Source organism: Variovorax sp. Soil_C_33 (assembly GCF_057656935.1).
Genome location: NZ_JBDGJK010000021.1, coordinates 47962 through 67007 on the forward strand (window position 1 = coordinate 47962; position 19046 = coordinate 67007).

Here is a 19046-nt window from a genome sequence, read left to right on the forward strand (position 1 = left end):
TCTGCGGCGGCTTCAATCCCAGAGGAGCCATTCATGAACCGCAGATTCCATCGCCTTGCATCCCTCACCCTGGCCGTTTCGATGGCCGCTGCAGCGGCCTCGGCCGTCGCGCAGGTCATGGTCGGCGGCGCGCCGATGTTCGCCACCAAGGACATCATCGACAACGCCGTCAACTCCAAGGACCACACCACGCTGGTCGCGGCCGTCAAGGCAGCCGGCCTGGTCGAGACCCTAAAGGGGCCGGGCCCTTTCACCGTGTTCGCGCCGACCAACACGGCCTTCGCCGCCTTGCCTGCCGGCACGGTCGACACGCTGCTCAAGCCCGAGAACAAGGGCAAGCTGACGACCGTCCTGACCTACCACGTGGTGCCCGGCAGGCTGGATGCCGCCGCGCTCGGCGGGCAGATCATGGACGGCAAGGGCATGGCCACGCTCAAGACCGTGGCCGGCGGCACGCTGACGGCCAAGGCGAGCGGCGGCAAGATCATGGTCGGCGACGAGAACGGCGGCTGGGCCACCGTCAGCACGGCCGACGTGTACCAGTCCAACGGCGTGATCCATGTCGTCGACAAGGTGCTGCTGCCCAAGTAGGACAGCAGCACGCGGGGAGCCTCGGTCAGGACGAGGACGCGAGCTCTTCCCGCACCCGCAGAAAGCGCGCGAACCTCGGTAGGCCGCCGGGGTTCGTGCCGTTGTAGCGATAGTTCACCCAGCTGCCGACAGCCGGTGGCTCCTTGCGCTGGGCATCGCTGAAGCCGCTGCCGAGCTTGAAGCGCTTGCCCTCGGGCGTCTCGACCAGCAGCGCGCCCATTCGGCCCGCATGCTTGCCGCGGCCGGGAACATGCGCCAGCACGCGCGCATCCGCATCGTCGTAGGGTTTGACCTTGAGCAGATCGGCACTGCGTTCGGCGCGGTAGAGCGAAGCACCTCGGTGCAGCATCAAGCCCTCGCCGCCCATGCGCACCGTCTTGTCGAGCAATGCCTGGAGCGACTCGTGCGTCGTTGCGCGCTGCTGCGGGACCGGCACCAGCCAGGGCGCATCCGTGATCGGCAGCAGCTTTCGCAGGACGGTGAGACGGGCCGTGAAGTCGCCCGGCTGCGCGGGCAGATCGAAGACCATGAAGTGCAGCTCGTGCCATGCCGCATCGTTCGGCGTCTGGCTGCGCACCGTGGACACCGCCTGCGCAAAGCGGCCGCGGCCGGCCCACAGCTCGCCGTCCATCGGCACGGCGGGCAGCGAGGCGGTGAACCAGGGCGGCGCGATGATGCGCTCGCCGCCGCGCGTCCAGAGCTGCTTGCCGTCCCAGTAGCCGCGCACGCCGTCGTATTTCTCGCTGACCCAGTGGTCGTCGAGCGGCATGCCGCGGCGGTACACCTCGGCGAGCATCAGAGGCGGGGCCGCTCTGTCGCGCGCCAAGACCCCGGACGGGGCCCACAAGGTGCATGTGGCGGCCACGGCGCCGAGCATCAGCGCTCGGCGCGACGGCCCGGCAGGCGCCTGCAAGGCGCGGCCCGAATGAATGCGAAAACTCATGCTCGACTCCCCGACATGTTTTATTGACAAGCCGGGGAATTATGAGAGTTGCTGCCGGCGGCCTGCGCCGGTGGGGACAGGCTCAGCCCTCGGCCGGCTCGGCGATGCCGCCGACGACATGGCTGAAGCCGCCGTCGACATAGGTGATCTCGGCCGTCACGCCGCTGGCGAGGTCGCTCATCAGGAAGGCGGCCACGTTGCCCACTTCCTCGATGGTCACGTTGCGGCGGATCGGCGAGACCTCGGCCACCACCGAGAGGATCTTGCCGAAGCCCTTGATGCCGCTGGCCGCCAGCGTCTTGATCGGGCCGGCGCTGATGCCGTTGACGCGCATGCCCCTGGGGCCCAGCGACTCCGCGAGGTAGCGCACGGAGGCCTCGAGCGAGGCCTTGGCCAGGCCCATGGTGTTGTAGTTGGGCAGCACGCGCAGCGCCCCCAGGTAGGTCAGCGTGAGCAGCGCCGACTTGTCGTTGAGATAGGGCAGGGCCGCCTTGGCCATGGCCGGAAAGCTGTAGGCGCTGATGTCGTGAGCGACCTTGAAGGCCTCGCGCGACAGGCCGTCGAGGAAATCGCCGGCGATCGCCTCGCGCGGCGCGAAGCCGATGCTGTGGACGAAGCCGTCGAAGGTGGGCCAGGTCTGCGAGAGATCGGCAAAGAGCTTGGCGATCTGGGCATCGTCGCCCACGTCGCAATCGAAGACGAGCTTCGAGTCGAAGTCGGCCGCAAACTCGGTGATGCGATCCTTGAAGCGTTCGCCGACGTAGCTGAATGCGAGTTCGGCGCCCTGTTGATGGCACGCCTTGGCGATGCCGTAGGCGATGGAACGGTTGCTCAGCACGCCCGTGATCAGGAATTTTTTACCGGAAAGAAAGCCCATAAAGCGACCTCGTGAAAATCTTGTGCAGAATTCTCGCATGCGAGCTTGGCTGCTTCTGGTGTTGGCGCTCTCGGCAGCCCCCTCGTGGGCGGCCCATGCGTACGCGCAGTTCGGCGATATCAAGTACCCGCCGGGTTTCACGCATTTCGGCTACGTGAACCCGAATGCGCCCAAGGGCGGCGAGATCCGCATGGTGCCGCCGACGCGGCCTACCAACTTCGACAAGTTCAATCCGTTCACGCTCAAGGGCACGGCGCCGTACGGCATGGGCGCGCTCATGTTCGAGAGTCTGCTGACCGGCAACTCCGAGGAACCGACAACGGCCTATGGGCTGCTGGCCGAGGATGTCGATGTGGCGCCCGACAAGCGCTCCGCCACCTTCCGCATCCACCCCAAGGCGCGCTTCAACGACGGTTCGCCGGTGCTTGCGGCCGACGTCGTGCACTCCTTCACCACGCTCACCGGGCCGCTGGCGGCGCCCCAGTTCCGCACCATCTATGCCGAAGTGAAAGGCGTCAAGGCCGTCGGCGAGCGCACGGTGCGTTTCGACTTCGCCAATCCCAATCCCGAACTGCCGCTGGTCGTGGGCGGCATGGCGGTGTTCAGCCGGGCCTGGGGCGCGGGCAAGCCTTTCGACCAGGTCACGACCGAGGTGCCGGTCGGCTCGGGCCCGTACAAGATCGCCAACCCGCGCATGGGCCGCGACATCACCTACACCCGCGACCCGAATTACTGGGGCGCCGAGCTCCCGGTGCGCAAGGGTCTCTTCAACTTCGATCGCGTCACCTTCAAGATCTACCTGGACGACACCGCGCGCTTCGAAGGCCTCAAGGCCGGCGAATTCGACTTCATGCGCGAGTTCACCTCGCGCAACTGGGCGCGACAATACACGGGCAAGCAGTTCAGCTCCGGCGAGATCAAGAAGCGCGCTTTCGAGAACCAGAACCCCGGCGACTTCCAGGGCTATGTGTTCAACCTGCGCAACGCGAAGTTCAAGGACATCCGGGTGCGACAGGCGATCGGACTCGCGTTCGATTTCGAGTGGCTCAACAAGCAGCTCTTCTACGGCCTGTACAAGCGCGTGCAGGGCTACTACCCGAACAGCGAGTTCCATGCCGAAGGGCTGCCCAAGCCGGACGAGCTGGCGCTGCTCGAACCGCTGCGCGACAAGCTGCGGCCCGAAGTCTTCGGCCCGGCCGTGATCTCGCCGAGCACGGCCCCGCCGGGCAGCCTGCGCGAGAACCTGCGCCGCGCGCGCACGCTGCTGGCCGAGGCCGGCTGGAGCTACCGGGACGGCGCTCTGCGCAACGAGAAGAACGAGATCTTCACGATCGAGTTCCTGAACGACCAGCCTTCGCTGATCCGCGTCGTGACGCCGCTGCAGACGGCCTTGCTGAAGCTCGGCATCCAGATGAGCTTCCGCACGGTGGACTTCTCGCTCTCGCAACAGCGCATGGACAACTTCGACTTCGAGATGACGTCCGTGCGGCTGCCCGGAACCACGGCACCGGGCGGCGAACTGCTGGAGTTCTTCGGCTCCAAGGCGGCAGCCACCCACGGCTCCTCGAACATCTGGGGCATTGCCGATCCCGCGGTCGATGCGCTGCTGCAGAAGGTGGTCGGCGCCACCACCCGGCCCGAACTTAGCGCCGCGATGCGCTCGCTGGACCGCGTGCTCTCCCACGGCCACTACTCGGTGCCGCAGTACTACGGCGACGCCTTCCTGATCGGCTACCGGCCCCGGCCCTTCGTGCTGCCGGATGTGATACCGCCTTACTACCAGGCCGACACCTGGGCCATGAGCACCTGGTGGGCGTCGCCTTCGAACAAATAGGAAGCCATGGCCAGCTACATCCTCAAGCGCCTGCTGCTGATGGTTCCGACCTTGTTCGGCGTGCTGCTGCTGACCTTCGTCACGGTCCAATTCGTGCCGGGCGGCCCGGTCGAACAGATGGTGGCGCAGTTGCAGGGCCGCGACTCGGGCGGCGAACGCGCGGCCACTTCCGGCGCCGGCTACCGGGGCCGGCAGGGACTGGACGAGAAGCGCGTCGAGGAGATCAAGAAGCTCTACGGCTTCGACAGGCCGCCGGCCGAACGCTTCTGGCTGATGCTCAAGTCCTTCGCGCGCTTCGATCTGGGCACCAGCTTCTACCAGCACAAGGACGTCTGGGAACTGGTCAAGGAAAAGCTGCCGGTCTCGATCAGCCTGGGCCTCTGGACCTTCTTCATCAGCTACCTCATTGCCGTGCCGCTCGGGGTGGCGAAAGCGGTGCGGGCCGGCTCGCGATTCGATTTCGTCACCACCCTGATCGTGCTGATCGGCTATGCCATTCCGGGCTTCGTGCTCGGCGTCGCTCTGCTGGTGGTCTTCGGCGGGCAGCTGCAGTGGTTCCCGCTGCGCGGCCTGACATCCCCCAACTGGGACAGCCTGAGCTGGGGCGCCAAGGTGGTCGACTATCTGTGGCACATCGCGCTGCCCGTGACGGCGATGGTGCTCGGCAGCTTTGCCGTGACCGCGATGCTGACCAAGAACTCCTTCCTCGAGGAAATCCGCAAGCAGTACGTGCTGACCGCGCGCGCCAAGGGCCTGGCCGAGCGCCAGGTGCTGTGGAAGCACGTGTTCCGCAATGCCCTGATCCCGATCATCACCGGCTTCCCGGCCGCCTTCATCGGCGCCTTCTTCACCGGCTCGCTGCTGATCGAGACGCTGTTCTCGCTCGACGGGCTCGGCCTCCTGAGCTACGAGAGCGTGATCCGGCGCGACTACCCGGTGGTGCTGGGAACGCTCTATCTCTTCACGCTGATCGGGCTGGTGACCAAGCTGATTTCCGACCTCTGCTACGTGCTGGTCGATCCGAGGGTGAAGTTTGACTAGGGTGACCATTTCGCCCGGCCGCCGGGCCTGGATGCGCTTCAAGCGCAACAAGCTCGGCTTCTGGAGCCTCGTGCTCTTCACCATCCTGGTGGTGCTGAGCCTGTTCGCCGAACTGCTTTCGACCGACAAGCCGCTGGTGGTGCGCTACGAAGGGCAGACCTACTTCCCGGTGCTGCGCGACTACTCCGAAAAAACCTTCGGCGGCGACTTCGAGACGCCGGCCGACTACCTCGACCCCTTCATCCGCGAGCGCATCACGCAAGGCGGCAACTGGGCGATCTATGCGCCCAATCCCTACGGCCCCAAGACGCTCAACTACTTCGCGAAATCGCCGAACCCGGCCGCGCCTTCCAGCGAGAACTTCTTCGGCAGCGACGATCGCGGCCGCGACCTGCTGGCCCAGCTGATCTACGGCTTCCGCGTGAGCGTGCTGTTCGCGCTGGCGCTGACCGTCATCGGCGTGGTGCTGGGCATCGTCACGGGCGCGATCCAGGGCTTCTTCGGCGGCAAGACCGACCTCGCGTTCCAGCGCTTCATCGAGATCTGGGGCTCGATGCCGGAGCTGTACCTGCTGATCATCTTCAGCGCCGTGTTCGCGCCCAGCGTCGCGCTGCTGCTGATCCTGCTGAGCCTGTTCGGCTGGATGGGCCTGTCGGACTACGTGCGCGCCGAGTTCCTGCGCAACCGGCAGATGGACTACGTGCGAGCCGCGCGCGCGCTCGGCGTCGGCAATCTGCAGATCATGTGGCGCCACATCCTGCCCAACAGCATGGTGCCGGTCGTCACCTTCCTGCCGTTTCGCATGAGCGCGGCCATCCTGGCGCTCACCTCGCTCGATTTCCTGGGCCTCGGCGTACCGCCGGGAACGCCCTCGCTCGGCGAGCTGCTGAGCCAGGGGAAGGCCAACATCGACGCCTGGTGGATCTCGCTCTCCACCTTCGGCGTGCTGGTGCTCACGCTGATGCTGCTGACCTTCATGGGCGACGCGCTGCGCGATGCGCTCGATCCCAGGAAGGCCGAAAAATGAGCACGCCCTTGCTGGACGTCCGCGGATTGCGCGTCGCCTTCGGCGGCAAGGAGGTCGTGCACGGCATCGACTTCAGCATTGCCGAAGGCGAGAAGCTGGCGCTGGTCGGCGAATCGGGTTCGGGCAAGACCGTCACGGCACTCAGCCTGCTGCGACTGGTGCAGAACGCCGATATTTCGGGCGCCGCAAGCTTTGCCGGCGGGGAGGGCGCAGGCGCGACACGCGACCTGCTGTCGCTGCCGGAAGCCCGGCTGCGCGGCATCCGCGGCAAGGAGATCGCGATGATCTTCCAGGAGCCGATGACCGCGCTCAACGCGCTCTACACCGTGGGCGACCAGATCGCTGAGGTGCTCGAGCTGCACGAAGGCCTGCCGGCGCGCGCCGCGCAGGAAGCCGCCGTGCAGCTGTTGGCCGACACCGGCATTCCGGAGCCGGCGCGGCGGGCGAGGGCGTTTCCGCACCAGCTCTCGGGCGGCCAGCGCCAGCGCGCCATGATCGCGATGGCGCTGGCCTGCAAGCCGCGCCTGCTCCTGGCCGACGAGCCGACCACCGCCCTCGACGTCACGGTGCGCGCGCAGATCCTCGAACTGCTGGCGGAGCTGCAGCGCAAGCACCACATGGCGGTCCTGTTGATCACGCACGACCTCAATCTAGTGCGCCGCTTCGCCGACCGCGTGGCGGTGATGGAGGACGGCCACATCGTCGAGCAGGGCGCCGTGGCGGCCGTGTTCGGGGCGCCGCAGCATGCCTATACCCGCAAGCTGATCGACAGCCGGCCGACGCGCGACGTGCCGTCCGTTCCCGCAGAGGCCAAGGCCGCACCGCCGGTGCTCCAAGCCGAGGCGCTGCGCGTCAGCTACCCGGTTTCGCGGCCCGGGGTGGCCGGCTGGTTCCGCAAGGGCGAGTTCGTGGCGGTGCAGGGCGCCGACTTCCGCATCGCGCAGGGCGAGACGCTGGGCGTCGTCGGCGAATCCGGTTCCGGCAAGTCGACCCTCGCGCTCGCGGCCCTCGGCCTGCTCAAGCACGGCGGCAGCCTCGGCGTTGCCGGCCAGCGCTGGAACGCCGGCGGCGCCAGCGACCGGGCGCTGCGCCGCCAGATGCAGGTCGTGTTCCAGGATCCGTTCTCGTCGCTCTCGCCGCGCATGACGGTCGAGCAGATCGTCGGCGAAGGCCTGACGGTGCACGCCCCCGAGCTCGACCCCGCGGCCCGGCGCAAGCGCGCGCTGGCTGCGCTGGCCGACGTGGGCCTGAGCGAGGCGCAGTTCCCTTCGCTGCTCGACCGCTATCCGCACGAGTTCTCGGGCGGGCAGCGCCAGCGCCTGGCGATCGCGCGGGCGCTGATCGTCGACCCGAAGCTGCTGGTGCTCGACGAGCCCACCAGCGCACTCGATGTCACGATCCAGAAGCAGGTGCTGGGCCTGCTGCAGCGGCTGCAGCGCGAGCGGGGACTGAGCTACCTGCTGATCACGCACGACGTCGAGGTGATTCGCGCAATGGCGCACCAGGTGATCGTGATGAAGGACGGAGCGATCCTCGAATCGGGCGGCGTCGACCGCGTGCTCGATGCGCCTGAACATCCCTACACGCAGAAGCTGGTGGCGGCGGCGCTGGCAGATTAGAGAAAACTGGAGAGCACGAAATGTCGGTGATCGGAAGCGACCGGCGCGGCGCCTGGCGCGCGGCGCTCGCCTGCATGGTGAGCCTGGCGGTGGCGATGGGACTGGGCCGCTTCGCCTTCACGCCGATGCTGCCGATCATGCTGCACGAGGGCAAGCTGGATCTGCAGGCGGGTGGGGTGCTGGCCTCGCTCAACTACCTCGGCTACTTCGTCGGCGCGCTGTCCTGCGCGGCGATCCGGCTCAAGCCGGCCACGATGGTGCGCGCAGCGCTGGTCGCCACCGCGGCGCTGCTGCTCGGCATGGGCCTGTGGGACAGCTTCAGCTTCTGGGGTGTGCTGCGGACGGCGGCCGGCGTCATGAGCGCCTGGGCCTTCGTCTTCGCCTCCGGCTGGGGCCTGCGGCGGCTGGCGGAAACGGGCGCCCCCACGCTGCAGGGCGTGATCTACGCCGGGCCGGGCGTCGGCATTGCCATCACCGGCCTCGTCGGTGGCGCGGTCGGCCGCTGGGGCTCGGAGGCGGGCTGGATCGGCCTCGGCCTGCTGTCGCTGGTGGCGATCGCCGTGGTCTGGCGCGTCTTCGACGATGGCGCAACGGCGCACGCCGCGGCGCCGGCCGCCGATTCTGCGGCACCTGGCGAGGCCGAATCTGCCGCCGCGCGCAGCGACGCGCGCTGGTTGGTCGGGCTCTACGGCCTGGCGGGTTTCGGTTACATCATCACGGCGACCTTCCTGCCGGTGATCGCGCGCCAGGCCTTGCCGGGCTCGCCTTGGCCCGATTTTTTCTGGCCGCTGTTCGGCCTGGCGATCGTCCCGGGCGCCCTGATCGGCGCGCGGGCGCCGGTCCACTGGGACAACCGGTTGCTGCTGGCGATCGCCTATGCGCTGCAGGCCCTGGGCGTCGTGCTTTCCGTGGCCTGGCCCACCATCATCGGATTCACGCTGGGCAGCTTGCTGTTGGGCATGCCTTTCACCACCATCACCCTGTTCGCGATGCGGGATGCGCGCCGGCTGCGCGGCAACGCCGCGGCCGGGCTGATCGGCTACGCGACCGCTTCCTACGGCGTGGGTCAGATCCTCGGGCCGCTGTTTGCGGCGCCGCTGGCCCAGCGCACCGGCTCGTTTACGGTGCCGCTTTTGGCGGCTGCGGCGGTACTGGCGTTGGGCGCCTTGCTTTTTGCGTGGGTCTGGTGGCGGTCGCGCCGGCCGGAAGGCGCTTTGGCCACCTAGAAACCGACGTTCTTACACGTGTTTGGCATATAATTCGAGGCTCACGACCAAACGGGCGGGTACTCACCGCCCGTTTTTTATTGGTCGAAGCATTTCTCGATGCCGCAGGCGGGTGGCGATGGCAGGCATCGGGAGCACACCAGAAGGCGCATACAGACACGTGGCATTGCAGCAGACAGTGGAACAAACCGTGGCCGGACTCGGCTACGACCTGGTCGAGATCGAACGCTCGGCCGGAGGACTGCTGCGCGTGACGATTGATTTGCCCTGGAGCGGCCCCATTTCTGAAGCTGCGGCTGCAGCCGGTGCGCCGGAGCCTTTCGTCACCGTCGAGGACTGCGAGAAGGTCACCCGCCAGCTGCAGTTCGCGCTCGAGGTGGACGGCGTCGACTACAAGCGGCTCGAGGTGTCATCGCCGGGTATTGACCGACCGTTGCGCAATGAGCAGGATTTCGAACGTTTCACCGGCGAGGTGATCGACATCACGCTGAAGGCGCCCATGGGCGCGGCGGCGGCTGGCCAGGTGGCGGCCAACCGCAAGAAATTTCGCGGCACGCTGGAGCGGGTCGCAGGGGCCGATGGCTCGCAGGGGTGGCAGATCGTCTGGAGCGATGCACCCGAGCCGAAGCCCGGTCAGAAGATCAGCAAGAAGCGCGCGCCTGCACCCCTGCAGGCGCTGGGTTTTGCATTGGACGAGCTGCGCGAGGCGCGGCTTGCGCCGATAGTGGATTTCAAGGGGCGCAGGCCCAAACCCGACACGACGGTGTCGGACTGAACAAGGAGAGTGGTGGCATGAATCGCGAAATGTTGATGTTGGTGGATGCGATCTCGCGCGAGAAGAACGTCGAACGCGACGTGGTCTTCGGCGCGGTCGAGTCCGCCCTGGCGCAAGCCACCAAGAAGCTCTACCAGGGCGACGTGGACATCCGCGTCGCGGTCGACCGCGACAGCGGCGACTACGAGACCTTCCGCCGCTGGCACGTCGTTCCGGACGAGGCCGGCCTGCAGCTGCCCGACCAGGAAATCCTGCTGTTCGAAGCCAAGGAAGAAATGCCCGACATCGAGGTCGACGAATACATCGAGGAATCGGTAGAGTCGGTCCCGATCGGCCGAATCGGCGCGATGGCGGCCAAGCAGGTGATCCTGCAGAAGATCCGCGACGCCGAGCGCGAGATGCTGCTCAACGACTTCATGTCGCGCGGCGAGAAGATCTTCACCGGCACCGTCAAGCGCCTGGACAAGGGCGACATCATCGTCGAGGCCGGCCGCGTCGAAGGGCGGCTGCGCCGCAGCGAGATGATCGCCAAGGAAAACCTGCGCAACGGCGACCGCGTGCGGGCCATGATCATGGAGGTCGACCTTACGCTGCGCGGCGCGCCGATCATCCTGTCGCGCGCGGCGCCCGAGTTCATGATCGAGCTGTTCCGCCAGGAGGTGCCCGAGATCGAGCAGGGTCTGCTTGAGATCAAGAGCTGCGCCCGCGACCCCGGTTCGCGCGCCAAGATCGCCGTGCTCTCGCACGACAAGCGGGTCGACCCCATCGGCACCTGCGTCGGCGTGCGCGGCACGCGCGTCAACGCGGTCACCAACGAGCTTGCCGGCGAACGCGTCGACATCGTGCTGTGGAGCGAAGATCCGGCCCAGTTCGTGATCGGCGCGCTCGCGCCGGCCAACGTGTCGTCGATCGTGGTCGACGAGGAAAAGCATGCGATGGACGTGGTGGTCGACGAGGAAAACCTCGCGATCGCGATCGGCCGCGGCGGCCAGAACGTGAGGCTTGCCTCCGACCTGACCGGCTGGAAGATCAACATCATGGATGCCAACGAGTCGGCCCAGAAGCAGGCGACCGAGACGGATGCCAGCCGCAAGCTCTTCATGGAGAAGCTCGACGTCGACGAGGAAATCGCCGACATCCTGATTTCCGAAGGCTTCACCAGCCTGGAAGAAGTGGCCTACGTGCCGATTTCCGAGCTGCTCGAGATCGAGAGCTTCGACGAGGACACGATCAACGAGCTGCGCTCGCGCGCCAAGGATGCGCTGCTGACGATGGAAATCGCCCGGGAAGAGAACGTCGAGAGCGTCTCGCAGAATTTGCGCGACCTCGAAGGACTCGATCCTGAACTGATTCCGAAACTGGCCGAGGCGGGTGTGCATACCCGCGACGACCTCGCCGACCTCGCGGTCGATGAACTCACCGAGATCACCGGCCAGAGCGCCGATGACGCCAAGCACCTCATCTTGAAAGCCCGCGAACACTGGTTCGCAGGCCAAGAGTGACGGTCATGGAGGCACGAAACCAATATGTCCAGTACCACTGTCGCCGAGTTCGCGAACGAGCTCAAGAAGACTCCCGAAATCCTGCTTGACCAGCTCAAGAGCGCAGGGGTGGCCAAGGCCGCCCCGACCGATGCGCTCACGGAGGCCGACAAGCAGCGCCTGCTCGGCTTCCTGAAAGCCAGCCACGGCACGGTCGAGCCGGAGCGCAAGAAGATCACGCTGACCAAGAAGTCGACCAGCGAGATCAAGCAGGCCGACGCCACCGGCCGCGCCCGCACGATCCAGGTCGAGGTGCGCAAGAAGCGCACCTTCATCCAGCGTGACGAGGGCCACCCGGCCACGCCCGAGCCGGCGCAGCAGCCGGCCGAGGCGCCGGTGGCCGCCGCGCCCGCCGCCCCGCGCATCGACGAAGCCGAACTCGCACGCCGCGAGGAAGAAGCGCGCCGCCAGGCCGAGCTGATCCGCCGCCAGGAAGAAGAACTGGTCGAGAAGCGTCGCCTGCGCGAAGAGGCCGAAGCGCGCGAGCGCGAGAAGGCCGAGCGCGCCGAACAGGCCGAGCAGGAAGCTAAGGCCGCCCGCAGCAAGAAGGCCGCGGAGAAGCCGGCCACGGTGACCGAAGGTGCCCCCGAAGCACCCGAGGAAGCACCGGCGGTGAGCAGCCGCAAGGCCGCTGCCGAGGCTGCCGCCGCCCAGGTCAAGGAAGACGCCAAGGCCAAGGCCGCGGCCGAATCGAAGGCCCGCTCCGACGAGGAAGCCGCGCGCGCGAAGGACCTCGACGAGCGCCGCCGCAAGGCCCTGGCCGAGGCGGAAGCCATTCGCGCCATGATGAATGCGCCGGCGCGCGTGCTGGTGCCGCACAAGGCGCCCGAGAAGCCCGCGCCTGAAGCCAAGGCCGCGGTCAAGGGAACGCTGCACAAGCCGGCCACGCCCGCCGCCCGGACGGCGGCGCCGGCCGCGCCCGGCACGACGGCACCCGGCGCCGCCGGTGCTGGCAAGGAAGTCAAGTCGGCCAAGCTCTCGTCGAGCTGGGCCGGCGACACGGCCAAGAAGAAGGAAATCAAGACCCGGGGCGATGCCAGCGGCGGGGTCGGCCGCGGCAACTGGCGCGGGGGCCCGCGCGGGCGCCGCGGCAACGACCGTGGCGGCCAGGAAGAACGCGTGCAGGCCGCGCCGGTGGAGGCGCGCGTGCTTGAAGTGCACGTGCCCGAAACCATCACGGTGTCGGAACTCGCGCACAAGATGGCCGTCAAGGCGTCGGAAGTCATCAAGCAGCTGATGAAGCTCGGCCAGATGGCGACCATCAACCAGTCGCTGGACCAGGACACCGCGATGATCATCGTGGAGGACATGGGCCACACGGCGGTGGTGGCGGCACTGGACGATCCGGAAGCCTTCACCGACGAGGATGTGTCGGCGCAGCTGGCCGAAGCCCTGCCGCGCGCGCCGGTCGTGACCGTCATGGGCCACGTCGACCACGGCAAGACCTCGCTGCTCGACTACATCCGCCGCGCCAAGGTCGCCGCGGGGGAAGCCGGCGGCATCACGCAACACATCGGCGCCTACCACGTCCAGACGGAGCGCGGCATGGTGTCCTTCCTCGACACGCCGGGCCACGAGGCCTTCACCGCCATGCGTGCCCGCGGTGCGCAGGCCACCGACATCGTGATCCTGGTGGTGGCGGCGGACGACGGCGTCATGCCCCAGACCAAGGAAGCCATCAAGCACGCGAAGGCGGCGGGTGTGCCGATCGTGGTCGCGATCAACAAGATCGACAAGCCCGATGCCAACCTCGAGCGCGTCAAGCAGGAGCTGGTGGCCGAGGAAGTGGTGCCCGAAGAGTACGGTGGCGACACGCCCTTCGTGCCGGTCTCCGCGAAGACCGGCCAGGGCGTCGACAACCTGCTCGAACAGGTGCTGCTGCAGGCCGAAGTGCTGGAACTCAAGGCGCCGGTGGATGCCGCGGCCAAGGGCCTGGTCATCGAAGCGCAGCTCGACAAGGGCCGCGGCCCGGTCGCCACCGTGCTGGTGCAGTCCGGCACGCTTAAGACCGGCGACGTGGTGCTGGCCGGCTCGACCTTCGGCCGCGTGCGCGCCATGCTCGACGAGGACGGCAAGACCATCAAGACGGCCGGCCCCTCGATCCCGGTCGAGATCCAGGGCCTGACCGAAGTGCCGCAGGCCGGCGACGAGTTCATGGTGATGGGCGACGAGCGCCGTGCGCGCGAGATCGCGACCTATCGTGCGGGCAAGTTCCGCAACACCAAGCTGGCCAAGCAGCAGGCCGCGAAGTTCGAGAACATGTTCTCGGACCTGAACGCGGGCGAAGTCAAGATGGTGCCGATCATCATCAAGGCCGACGTGCAGGGTTCGCAGGAGGCGCTCGCGCAGTCCCTGCTCAAGCTCTCCAACGAGGAGGTCAAGGTGCAGGTCGTGTACGCCGCGGTGGGCGGCATCAGCGAGTCGGACATCAATCTCGCTATCGCCTCCAAGGCCATGGTCATCGGCTTCAACGTGCGTGCCGATGCCGGCGCGCGCAAGCTGGCCGAAGGCAACAACGTCGGCATCAGCTACTACAGCATCATCTACGACGCCGTGGACGAGCTGAAGACGGCGATGGCCGGCATGCTGGCACCCGAGCGGCGCGAAGAGGTCATCGGCTCGGCCGAGATCCGCACCGTGTTCGTGGCCTCCAAGATCGGTACGGTCGCGGGCTGTATGGTCACCTCGGGTTCGGTCAACCGCAGCGCGCATTTCCGCCTGCTGCGCGACAACGTGGTCGTCTACACCGGCGAGATCGACTCGATCAAGCGCCTGAAGGACGACGTGCGCGAAGTGCGCGAAGGCTTCGAGTGCGGTATCAAGCTCAAGAACTACAACGACATCAAAGAGGGTGATCAGCTGGAGTTCTTCGAGATCAAGGAGATTGCGCGTACGTTGTAAGGCGCGCCGCGATATCGAGCTCATTGCCGCGTTGCAGCCGTCTTGCCGTACCAAGGTACTGTCTGCGACGGCGCGCCTTGCACTGAGCCCGATCTCGCGACGCTAGTGATTGATCAAATGCCCAAGAGAAAAGCAGCAACTCCAAACCGCGCCTTCAAGGTCGCCGATCAGATCCAGCGCGATCTGACGGAGTTGATCGCGCGCGAGTTGAAGGATCCGCGGGTGGGCATGGTCACGATCCAGGCGGTCGAGGTCACGCCCGACTACGCGCATGCGAAGGTCTTCTTCAGCCTGCTCGTCGGCGACCCGGTGGAAACCACCGAGGCGCTGAACCAGGCCGCGGGCTTCCTGCGCAACGGGCTCTTCAAGCGCCTGCACATCCACACCGTGCCCACGCTGCATTTCCAGTTCGACCGCACGACAGAGCGCGCGGCCGACATGAATGCGCTGATTGCGCAGGCCGTCGCTTCACGTTCCAAAGACGACTGAAGATGAACGCGCCACGCACACGGGTGCAGCGGCGCCCTGTGCACGGGGTGCTGTTGCTCGACAAGCCGCTGGGTCTTTCCAGCAACCAGGCCTTGCAGAAGGCCAAGTGGCTGCTGCGCGCCGAGAAGGCAGGCCACACGGGCACCCTCGATCCGCTGGCGAGCGGCGTGCTGCCGCTGTGCTTCGGCGCGGCGACCAAGTTCAGCCAGCTGCATCTCGATGCCGACAAGACCTATGAAGCCGTCGCGCGGCTGGGCATCAAGACTTCCACCGGCGACGCCGAAGGCGAGGTGATCGCCGACCGGCCCGTGGCCGTGACGGCCGAAGACCTGGCGCGCGTCGAAGCGCAGTTCACCGGCCCGATCCGGCAGGTTCCGCCGATGCACAGCGCACTCAAGAAGGACGGCAAGCCGCTCTACGAATATGCACGCGACGGCATCGAGGTCGAACGCGCCGCGCGCGACGTGGTGATCCATACCCTGGCGCTCGGCCGCGTGAACGACAACCAGATCCGTATCCGCGCGACCGTGAGCAAGGGCACCTACATCCGCACGCTCGGCGAGGACATCGGCGAAGCGCTCGGCTGCGGCGCCCATCTCACCGCCTTGCGCCGCATCGCCACCGGCGGTTTCGAAGTCTCGCAATGCGTGACGCTGGAAGCGCTGGAAACGATGGGCGAGGAAGAGCGCCTGGCGCGGCTGCTGCCGACCGAAGCCCTGGTGGCCGGCCACACGAGCGTCATGCTCGGCGCCGAAGATGCGGCACGCTTTCTTTCGGGCCTGCGCCGTCGCGGCGATTGGCCCGACGCAGCGGAAGTCGCCGTCTTCGGCCGCGAGCCGCATGCATTCCTCGGCACGGCGCACATCACGGCCGGCGAACTGATCCCGGGGCGCTTGCTGAACCCCATCGAAATCCAGCAGACACTTTTGACCGAAGCGACACCATGAGCACCAACCAGATTCGCAACATCGCCATCATCGCCCACGTGGACCATGGCAAGACCACCATGGTCGACCAACTGCTGCGCCAGTCCGGCACCTTCGCCGAACACGAGAAAGTGGTCGACACCGTGATGGACAACAACGCCATCGAAAAGGAGCGTGGCATCACGATCCTGGCCAAGAACTGCGCCGTGACCTGGAAAGGTACGCACATCAACATCGTCGATACCCCCGGTCACGCCGACTTCGGCGGCGAGGTGGAACGTGCGCTCAGCATGGTGGACGGCGTGGTGCTGCTGATCGACGCCCAGGAAGGCCCGATGCCCCAGACCCGTTTCGTGACCAAGAAGGCCCTGGCCCTGGGTCTCAAGCCCATCCTGGTGGTGAACAAGGTCGACAAGCCGGGCGCTCGCCCCGACTACGTGGTCAACGCCGCCTTCGACCTGTTCGACAAGCTCGGCGCGACGGATGAGCAGCTCGATTTCCCCGTGGTCTACGCCTCGGGCATCAACGGCTGGTCGTCGATGGAAGAGGGCGAGCACGGCGAGCAATGGGGCCCCGACATGTCGGCCCTGTTCGACACCATCCTCAAGCACGTGCCGGCCCATGCGGGAGATCCGGCAGCGCCGCTTCAGCTGCAGATCTCCGCACTCGACTTCTCGACCTTCGTGGGTCGCATCGGCGTCGGCCGCATCAACGCCGGAACCATCCGGCCGATGATGGATGTGGTCGTGATGGAAGGCCCGGACGGCAAGTCCGTCAAGGGCCGGGTCAACCAAGTGCTGACTTTCCAGGGCCTGGAGCGCGTGCAAGCTACCGAGGCCGGTCCGGGCGAGATCGTGCTGATCAACGGCATTGCCGACCTCGGCATCGGGGTGACCGTCACCGACCCGGCGAATCCGGCGCCGCTGCCCATGCTCAGGGTCGACGAGCCGACCCTGACGATGAACTTCTGCGTCAACACCAGCCCGCTGGCCGGCCGCGAAGGCAAGTTCGTCACCAGCCGCCAGATCTGGGACCGCCTGCAGAAGGAGCTGCAGCACAACGTGGCGCTGCGCGTCAAGGAGACCGACGAAGAAGGCGTCTTCGAAGTCATGGGCCGCGGCGAACTGCACCTGACCATCCTGCTGGAGAACATGCGCCGCGAGGGCTACGAGATGGCTGTTTCCAAGCCGCGCGTGGTGTTCCGCGACGTCGACGGCGTGAAGCACGAGCCGATCGAACTGGTGACCGCCGACATCGAAGACCAGCACCAGGGCGGCGTGATGCAGGCGCTGGGCGAGCGCAAGGGCGAGCTGGTCAACATGGAACCGGACGGCCGCGGCCGCGTGCGCCTCGAGTACCGCATCCCGGCGCGCGGCCTGATCGGCTTCACCAACGAGTTCCTGAACCTGACGCGCGGCTCGGGCCTGATCTCCAACATCTTCGACAGCTACGAGCCGCACAAGGGCGAGATCGGCAGCCGCAAGAACGGCGTGCTGATCTCCATGGACGACGGCGAGATCTTCACCTACGCGCTGGGCAAGCTGGACGATCGCGGCCGCATGTTCGTGCGGGCCAACGACCCGGTGTACGAAGGCATGATCGTCGGCATCCACAGCCGCGACAACGACCTAGTGGTCAATGCCACGCGCACCAAGCAGCTCACCAACTTCCGCGTCTCGGGCAAGGAAGATGCGATCAAGATCACGCCGCCGATCGACCTCACGCTCGAATACGGCGTGGAATTCATCGAGGACGACGAACTGGTCGAGATCACGCCCAAGAGCGTGCGCCTGCGCAAGCGCTTCCTGAAGGAACATGAGCGCAAGCGCGCCAGCCGCGACACCGCCTAAGACTGCGCTGTCTCACGGCCGCGCGGTCTGGCTGATGGTTGCCGTGACCCTCATGTGGGCCACGGCGGGCGTGGTCACGCGCCACCTCGAGCACGCGCGCAGCTTCGAGATCACGTTCTGGCGCAGCTTCTTCACGCTGCTGGCCTTGCTCGTGATCCTGCCGCTGTGGCAGGGCCGCGCCGTGTTCGCGAAGATCCGCGACGGCGGCCGCGCGCTGTGGATCTCGGGCGCTTGCTGGTGCGTGATGTTCACCGCCTTCATGGTCGCGCTCACGCTGACCAGCGTGGCCAACGTGCTGGTGACCATGGCCCTGGGGCCGCTCTTCACCGCGCTCGCCGCCCGCATCTTCATCGGTCACCGGCTGCCGGCGCGCACCTGGGCCGCCATCGTGCTGGCGGGCGTCGGCATCGGCTGGATGTACGGCACCCAGCTCGGCGACGGCCTCCTGGCCGGCACGCTGGTGGCGCTGTGCGTACCCCTGGCCGGCGCCTGCAACTGGACCGTGGTCCAGCATGCACATGCCAAGGGCCAAGACATCGACCTGGTGCCTTCGGTGCTGGTCGGCGCCGCGATCTCGTCGCTGGTCACGCTGCCGCTGGCCTGGCCGATGCAGGCCAACGCACATGACCTGGGCCTGCTCGCCTTCCTGGGCGTGTTCCAGCTCGCGATCCCGTGTGTGCTGTCGGTCATCTGCGCGCGCATCCTGAAGGCGCCCGAGGTGGCGCTGCTCGCGCTGCTGGAGATCGTCTTCGGCATTGCCCTGGCCTGGATCGGGGCCGGCGAGGAGCCGGCGTCGAGCGTGGTGACGGGTGGCGCGCTCGTGATCGGCGCGCTGGTGTTCAACGAACTGCTCGGGCTGCGTGATCGCCGCGCGGCTGCGGTACCCTTGCCGGGGACCCACTAGACCTGGGATTTCTACCGATATCCGGTGCAATCCCAGGGCCGTTTGACTTCCATTTCAAGAGGGAGATATCGATGCGACTTTCCACGTTCCTGCTGGCCGGTGCGCTGGCTGCGGCCTCCTTGAGCGCAAGCGCCCAGGTGTCGGTCAACATCCATGTGCCGGGCCTCATCGCCGTGGCGCCGCCGGCGCCGCGCTTCGAGCGCGTGCCGGCGCCGCGCGTCGGCTATGTCTGGGTGCCGGGCAACTGGCAATGGCATCAGGACGCCTATGGCTGGCGCCAGGGCTACTGGGAGCGTGCGCGCCCCGACTACGACTACGCGCCGGGCCGCTGGGTGCGTGCCGACGGCGGCTGGCGCTGGGCCGAGCCCAACTGGAAGCGCAAAGGCGGCAAGCACCGCGACCATGACGACGATCGCCATGAACGTCATGGCCGGCATGACGATCACGGCCCCGGCGGCCATCACTGCCCGCCGGGACAGGCCAAGAAGGGCCGTTGCTGAGC

Annotated in this window: 16 protein-coding genes; 14 read left to right on the forward strand and 2 right to left on the reverse strand. The window is 67.0% G+C overall.

The genetic code is table 11. From position 1 onward, the window contains the following. The first annotated feature begins 33 nt into the window (after window positions 1-33). A complete protein-coding gene (locus AC3A6B_RS25970; protein ID WP_487839526.1) occupies window positions 34-591 on the forward strand; it encodes a fasciclin domain-containing protein in 558 nt (185 codons plus the stop codon). A gap of 25 nt (window positions 592-616) precedes the next feature. Here AC3A6B_RS25970 and AC3A6B_RS25975 read toward each other — a convergent pair whose 3' ends face one another. Together AC3A6B_RS25975 and fabI are read right to left on the reverse strand one after the other, a co-directional pair. Then, entirely contained in the window at window positions 617-1534 is a 918-nt protein-coding gene (locus tag AC3A6B_RS25975) for a DNA ligase (RefSeq protein WP_487839527.1), read from the reverse strand. A gap of 82 nt (window positions 1535-1616) precedes the next feature. After that, window positions 1617-2411, reverse strand: a complete 795-nt coding sequence (gene fabI, locus AC3A6B_RS25980) for an enoyl-ACP reductase FabI (protein ID WP_487839528.1) — start codon at window positions 2409-2411, stop codon at window positions 1617-1619. 37 nt (window positions 2412-2448) lie between these two features. Between fabI and AC3A6B_RS25985 the strand changes: the two genes are divergently transcribed. The 13 genes from AC3A6B_RS25985 (at window position 2449) to AC3A6B_RS26045 (ending at window position 19044) form a co-directional block, all read left to right on the forward strand. Beyond that, complete coding sequence (locus AC3A6B_RS25985; RefSeq protein ID WP_487839529.1) at window positions 2449-4245, forward strand: extracellular solute-binding protein; 1797 nt, start codon at window positions 2449-2451, stop codon at window positions 4243-4245. Between the two features lie 6 nt (window positions 4246-4251). Beyond that, a complete protein-coding gene (locus AC3A6B_RS25990) occupies window positions 4252-5286 on the forward strand; it encodes a microcin C ABC transporter permease YejB (protein ID WP_487839530.1) in 1035 nt (344 codons plus the stop codon). Between the two features lies 1 nt (window position 5287). Next, window positions 5288-6313 (forward strand): ABC transporter permease, encoded by a 1026-nt coding sequence (locus AC3A6B_RS25995; RefSeq protein ID WP_487839531.1) that lies wholly within the window; start codon window positions 5288-5290, stop codon window positions 6311-6313. Continuing rightward, window positions 6310-7932 (forward strand): ABC transporter ATP-binding protein, encoded by a 1623-nt coding sequence (locus tag AC3A6B_RS26000; protein WP_487839532.1) that lies wholly within the window; start codon window positions 6310-6312, stop codon window positions 7930-7932. The genes AC3A6B_RS25995 and AC3A6B_RS26000 overlap by 4 nt, the downstream gene beginning before the upstream one ends. Window positions 7933-7952: 20 nt before the next feature. Next, complete coding sequence (locus AC3A6B_RS26005; RefSeq protein WP_487839533.1) at window positions 7953-9158, forward strand: YbfB/YjiJ family MFS transporter; 1206 nt, start codon at window positions 7953-7955, stop codon at window positions 9156-9158. Between the two features lie 160 nt (window positions 9159-9318). Continuing rightward, on the forward strand, window positions 9319-9933 hold the full coding sequence (gene rimP / locus AC3A6B_RS26010) for a ribosome maturation factor RimP (RefSeq protein ID WP_487839534.1): 615 nt from the start codon (window positions 9319-9321) through the stop codon (window positions 9931-9933). A gap of 17 nt (window positions 9934-9950) precedes the next feature. Further along, window positions 9951-11435 carry a transcription termination factor NusA gene (gene nusA / locus AC3A6B_RS26015; RefSeq protein WP_487839535.1) on the forward strand — a complete coding sequence of 495 codons (1485 nt, stop codon included), beginning with the start codon at window positions 9951-9953 and terminating at the stop codon, window positions 11433-11435. Between the two features lie 24 nt (window positions 11436-11459). Then, window positions 11460-14375: a translation initiation factor IF-2 gene (gene infB, locus AC3A6B_RS26020; protein ID WP_487839536.1), complete on the forward strand. Its 2916-nt coding sequence runs from the start codon at window positions 11460-11462 to the stop codon at window positions 14373-14375. Between the two features lie 117 nt (window positions 14376-14492). After that, complete coding sequence (gene rbfA / locus AC3A6B_RS26025; protein WP_068685509.1) at window positions 14493-14864, forward strand: 30S ribosome-binding factor RbfA; 372 nt, start codon at window positions 14493-14495, stop codon at window positions 14862-14864. Window positions 14865-14866: 2 nt separating this feature from the next. Continuing rightward, complete coding sequence (gene truB, locus AC3A6B_RS26030; RefSeq protein WP_487839537.1) at window positions 14867-15811, forward strand: tRNA pseudouridine(55) synthase TruB; 945 nt, start codon at window positions 14867-14869, stop codon at window positions 15809-15811. Then, window positions 15808-17640 carry a translational GTPase TypA gene (typA, locus tag AC3A6B_RS26035; RefSeq protein ID WP_487839538.1) on the forward strand — a complete coding sequence of 611 codons (1833 nt, stop codon included), beginning with the start codon at window positions 15808-15810 and terminating at the stop codon, window positions 17638-17640. Before truB ends, typA begins: the two co-directional genes overlap by 4 nt. Window positions 17641-17674: 34 nt before the next feature. Continuing rightward, window positions 17675-18544, forward strand: a complete 870-nt coding sequence (locus AC3A6B_RS26040) for a DMT family transporter (protein ID WP_487839578.1) — start codon at window positions 17675-17677, stop codon at window positions 18542-18544. Between the two features lie 71 nt (window positions 18545-18615). Next, on the forward strand, window positions 18616-19044 hold the full coding sequence (locus AC3A6B_RS26045) for a hypothetical protein (RefSeq protein ID WP_487839539.1): 429 nt from the start codon (window positions 18616-18618) through the stop codon (window positions 19042-19044). Window positions 19045-19046 lie beyond the last annotated feature (2 nt).

What these genes read in the sequence shown, in the direction of transcription:
- rbfA (WP_068685509.1), top strand. Translation starts at nt 14,493, where the DNA reads ATGCCCAAGAGAAAAGCAGCAACTCCAAACCGCGCCTTCAAGGTCGCC.
- AC3A6B_RS25990 (WP_487839530.1), top strand. Translation starts at nt 4,252, where the DNA reads ATGGCCAGCTACATCCTCAAGCGCCTGCTGCTGATGGTTCCGACCTTG.
- nusA (WP_487839535.1), top strand. Translation starts at nt 9,951, where the DNA reads ATGAATCGCGAAATGTTGATGTTGGTGGATGCGATCTCGCGCGAGAAG.
- AC3A6B_RS26000 (WP_487839532.1), top strand. Translation starts at nt 6,310, where the DNA reads ATGAGCACGCCCTTGCTGGACGTCCGCGGATTGCGCGTCGCCTTCGGC.
- AC3A6B_RS25985 (WP_487839529.1), top strand. Translation starts at nt 2,449, where the DNA reads ATGCGAGCTTGGCTGCTTCTGGTGTTGGCGCTCTCGGCAGCCCCCTCG.
- typA (WP_487839538.1), top strand. Translation starts at nt 15,808, where the DNA reads ATGAGCACCAACCAGATTCGCAACATCGCCATCATCGCCCACGTGGAC.
- fabI (WP_487839528.1), bottom strand. Translation starts at nt 2,411, where the DNA reads ATGGGCTTTCTTTCCGGTAAAAAATTCCTGATCACGGGCGTGCTGAGC.
- AC3A6B_RS25970 (WP_487839526.1), top strand. Translation starts at nt 34, where the DNA reads ATGAACCGCAGATTCCATCGCCTTGCATCCCTCACCCTGGCCGTTTCG.
- AC3A6B_RS26045 (WP_487839539.1), top strand. Translation starts at nt 18,616, where the DNA reads ATGCGACTTTCCACGTTCCTGCTGGCCGGTGCGCTGGCTGCGGCCTCC.
- AC3A6B_RS26005 (WP_487839533.1), top strand. Translation starts at nt 7,953, where the DNA reads ATGTCGGTGATCGGAAGCGACCGGCGCGGCGCCTGGCGCGCGGCGCTC.
- infB (WP_487839536.1), top strand. Translation starts at nt 11,460, where the DNA reads ATGTCCAGTACCACTGTCGCCGAGTTCGCGAACGAGCTCAAGAAGACT.
- truB (WP_487839537.1), top strand. Translation starts at nt 14,867, where the DNA reads ATGAACGCGCCACGCACACGGGTGCAGCGGCGCCCTGTGCACGGGGTG.
- AC3A6B_RS26040 (WP_487839578.1), top strand. Translation starts at nt 17,675, where the DNA reads ATGGTTGCCGTGACCCTCATGTGGGCCACGGCGGGCGTGGTCACGCGC.
- AC3A6B_RS25975 (WP_487839527.1), bottom strand. Translation starts at nt 1,534, where the DNA reads ATGAGTTTTCGCATTCATTCGGGCCGCGCCTTGCAGGCGCCTGCCGGG.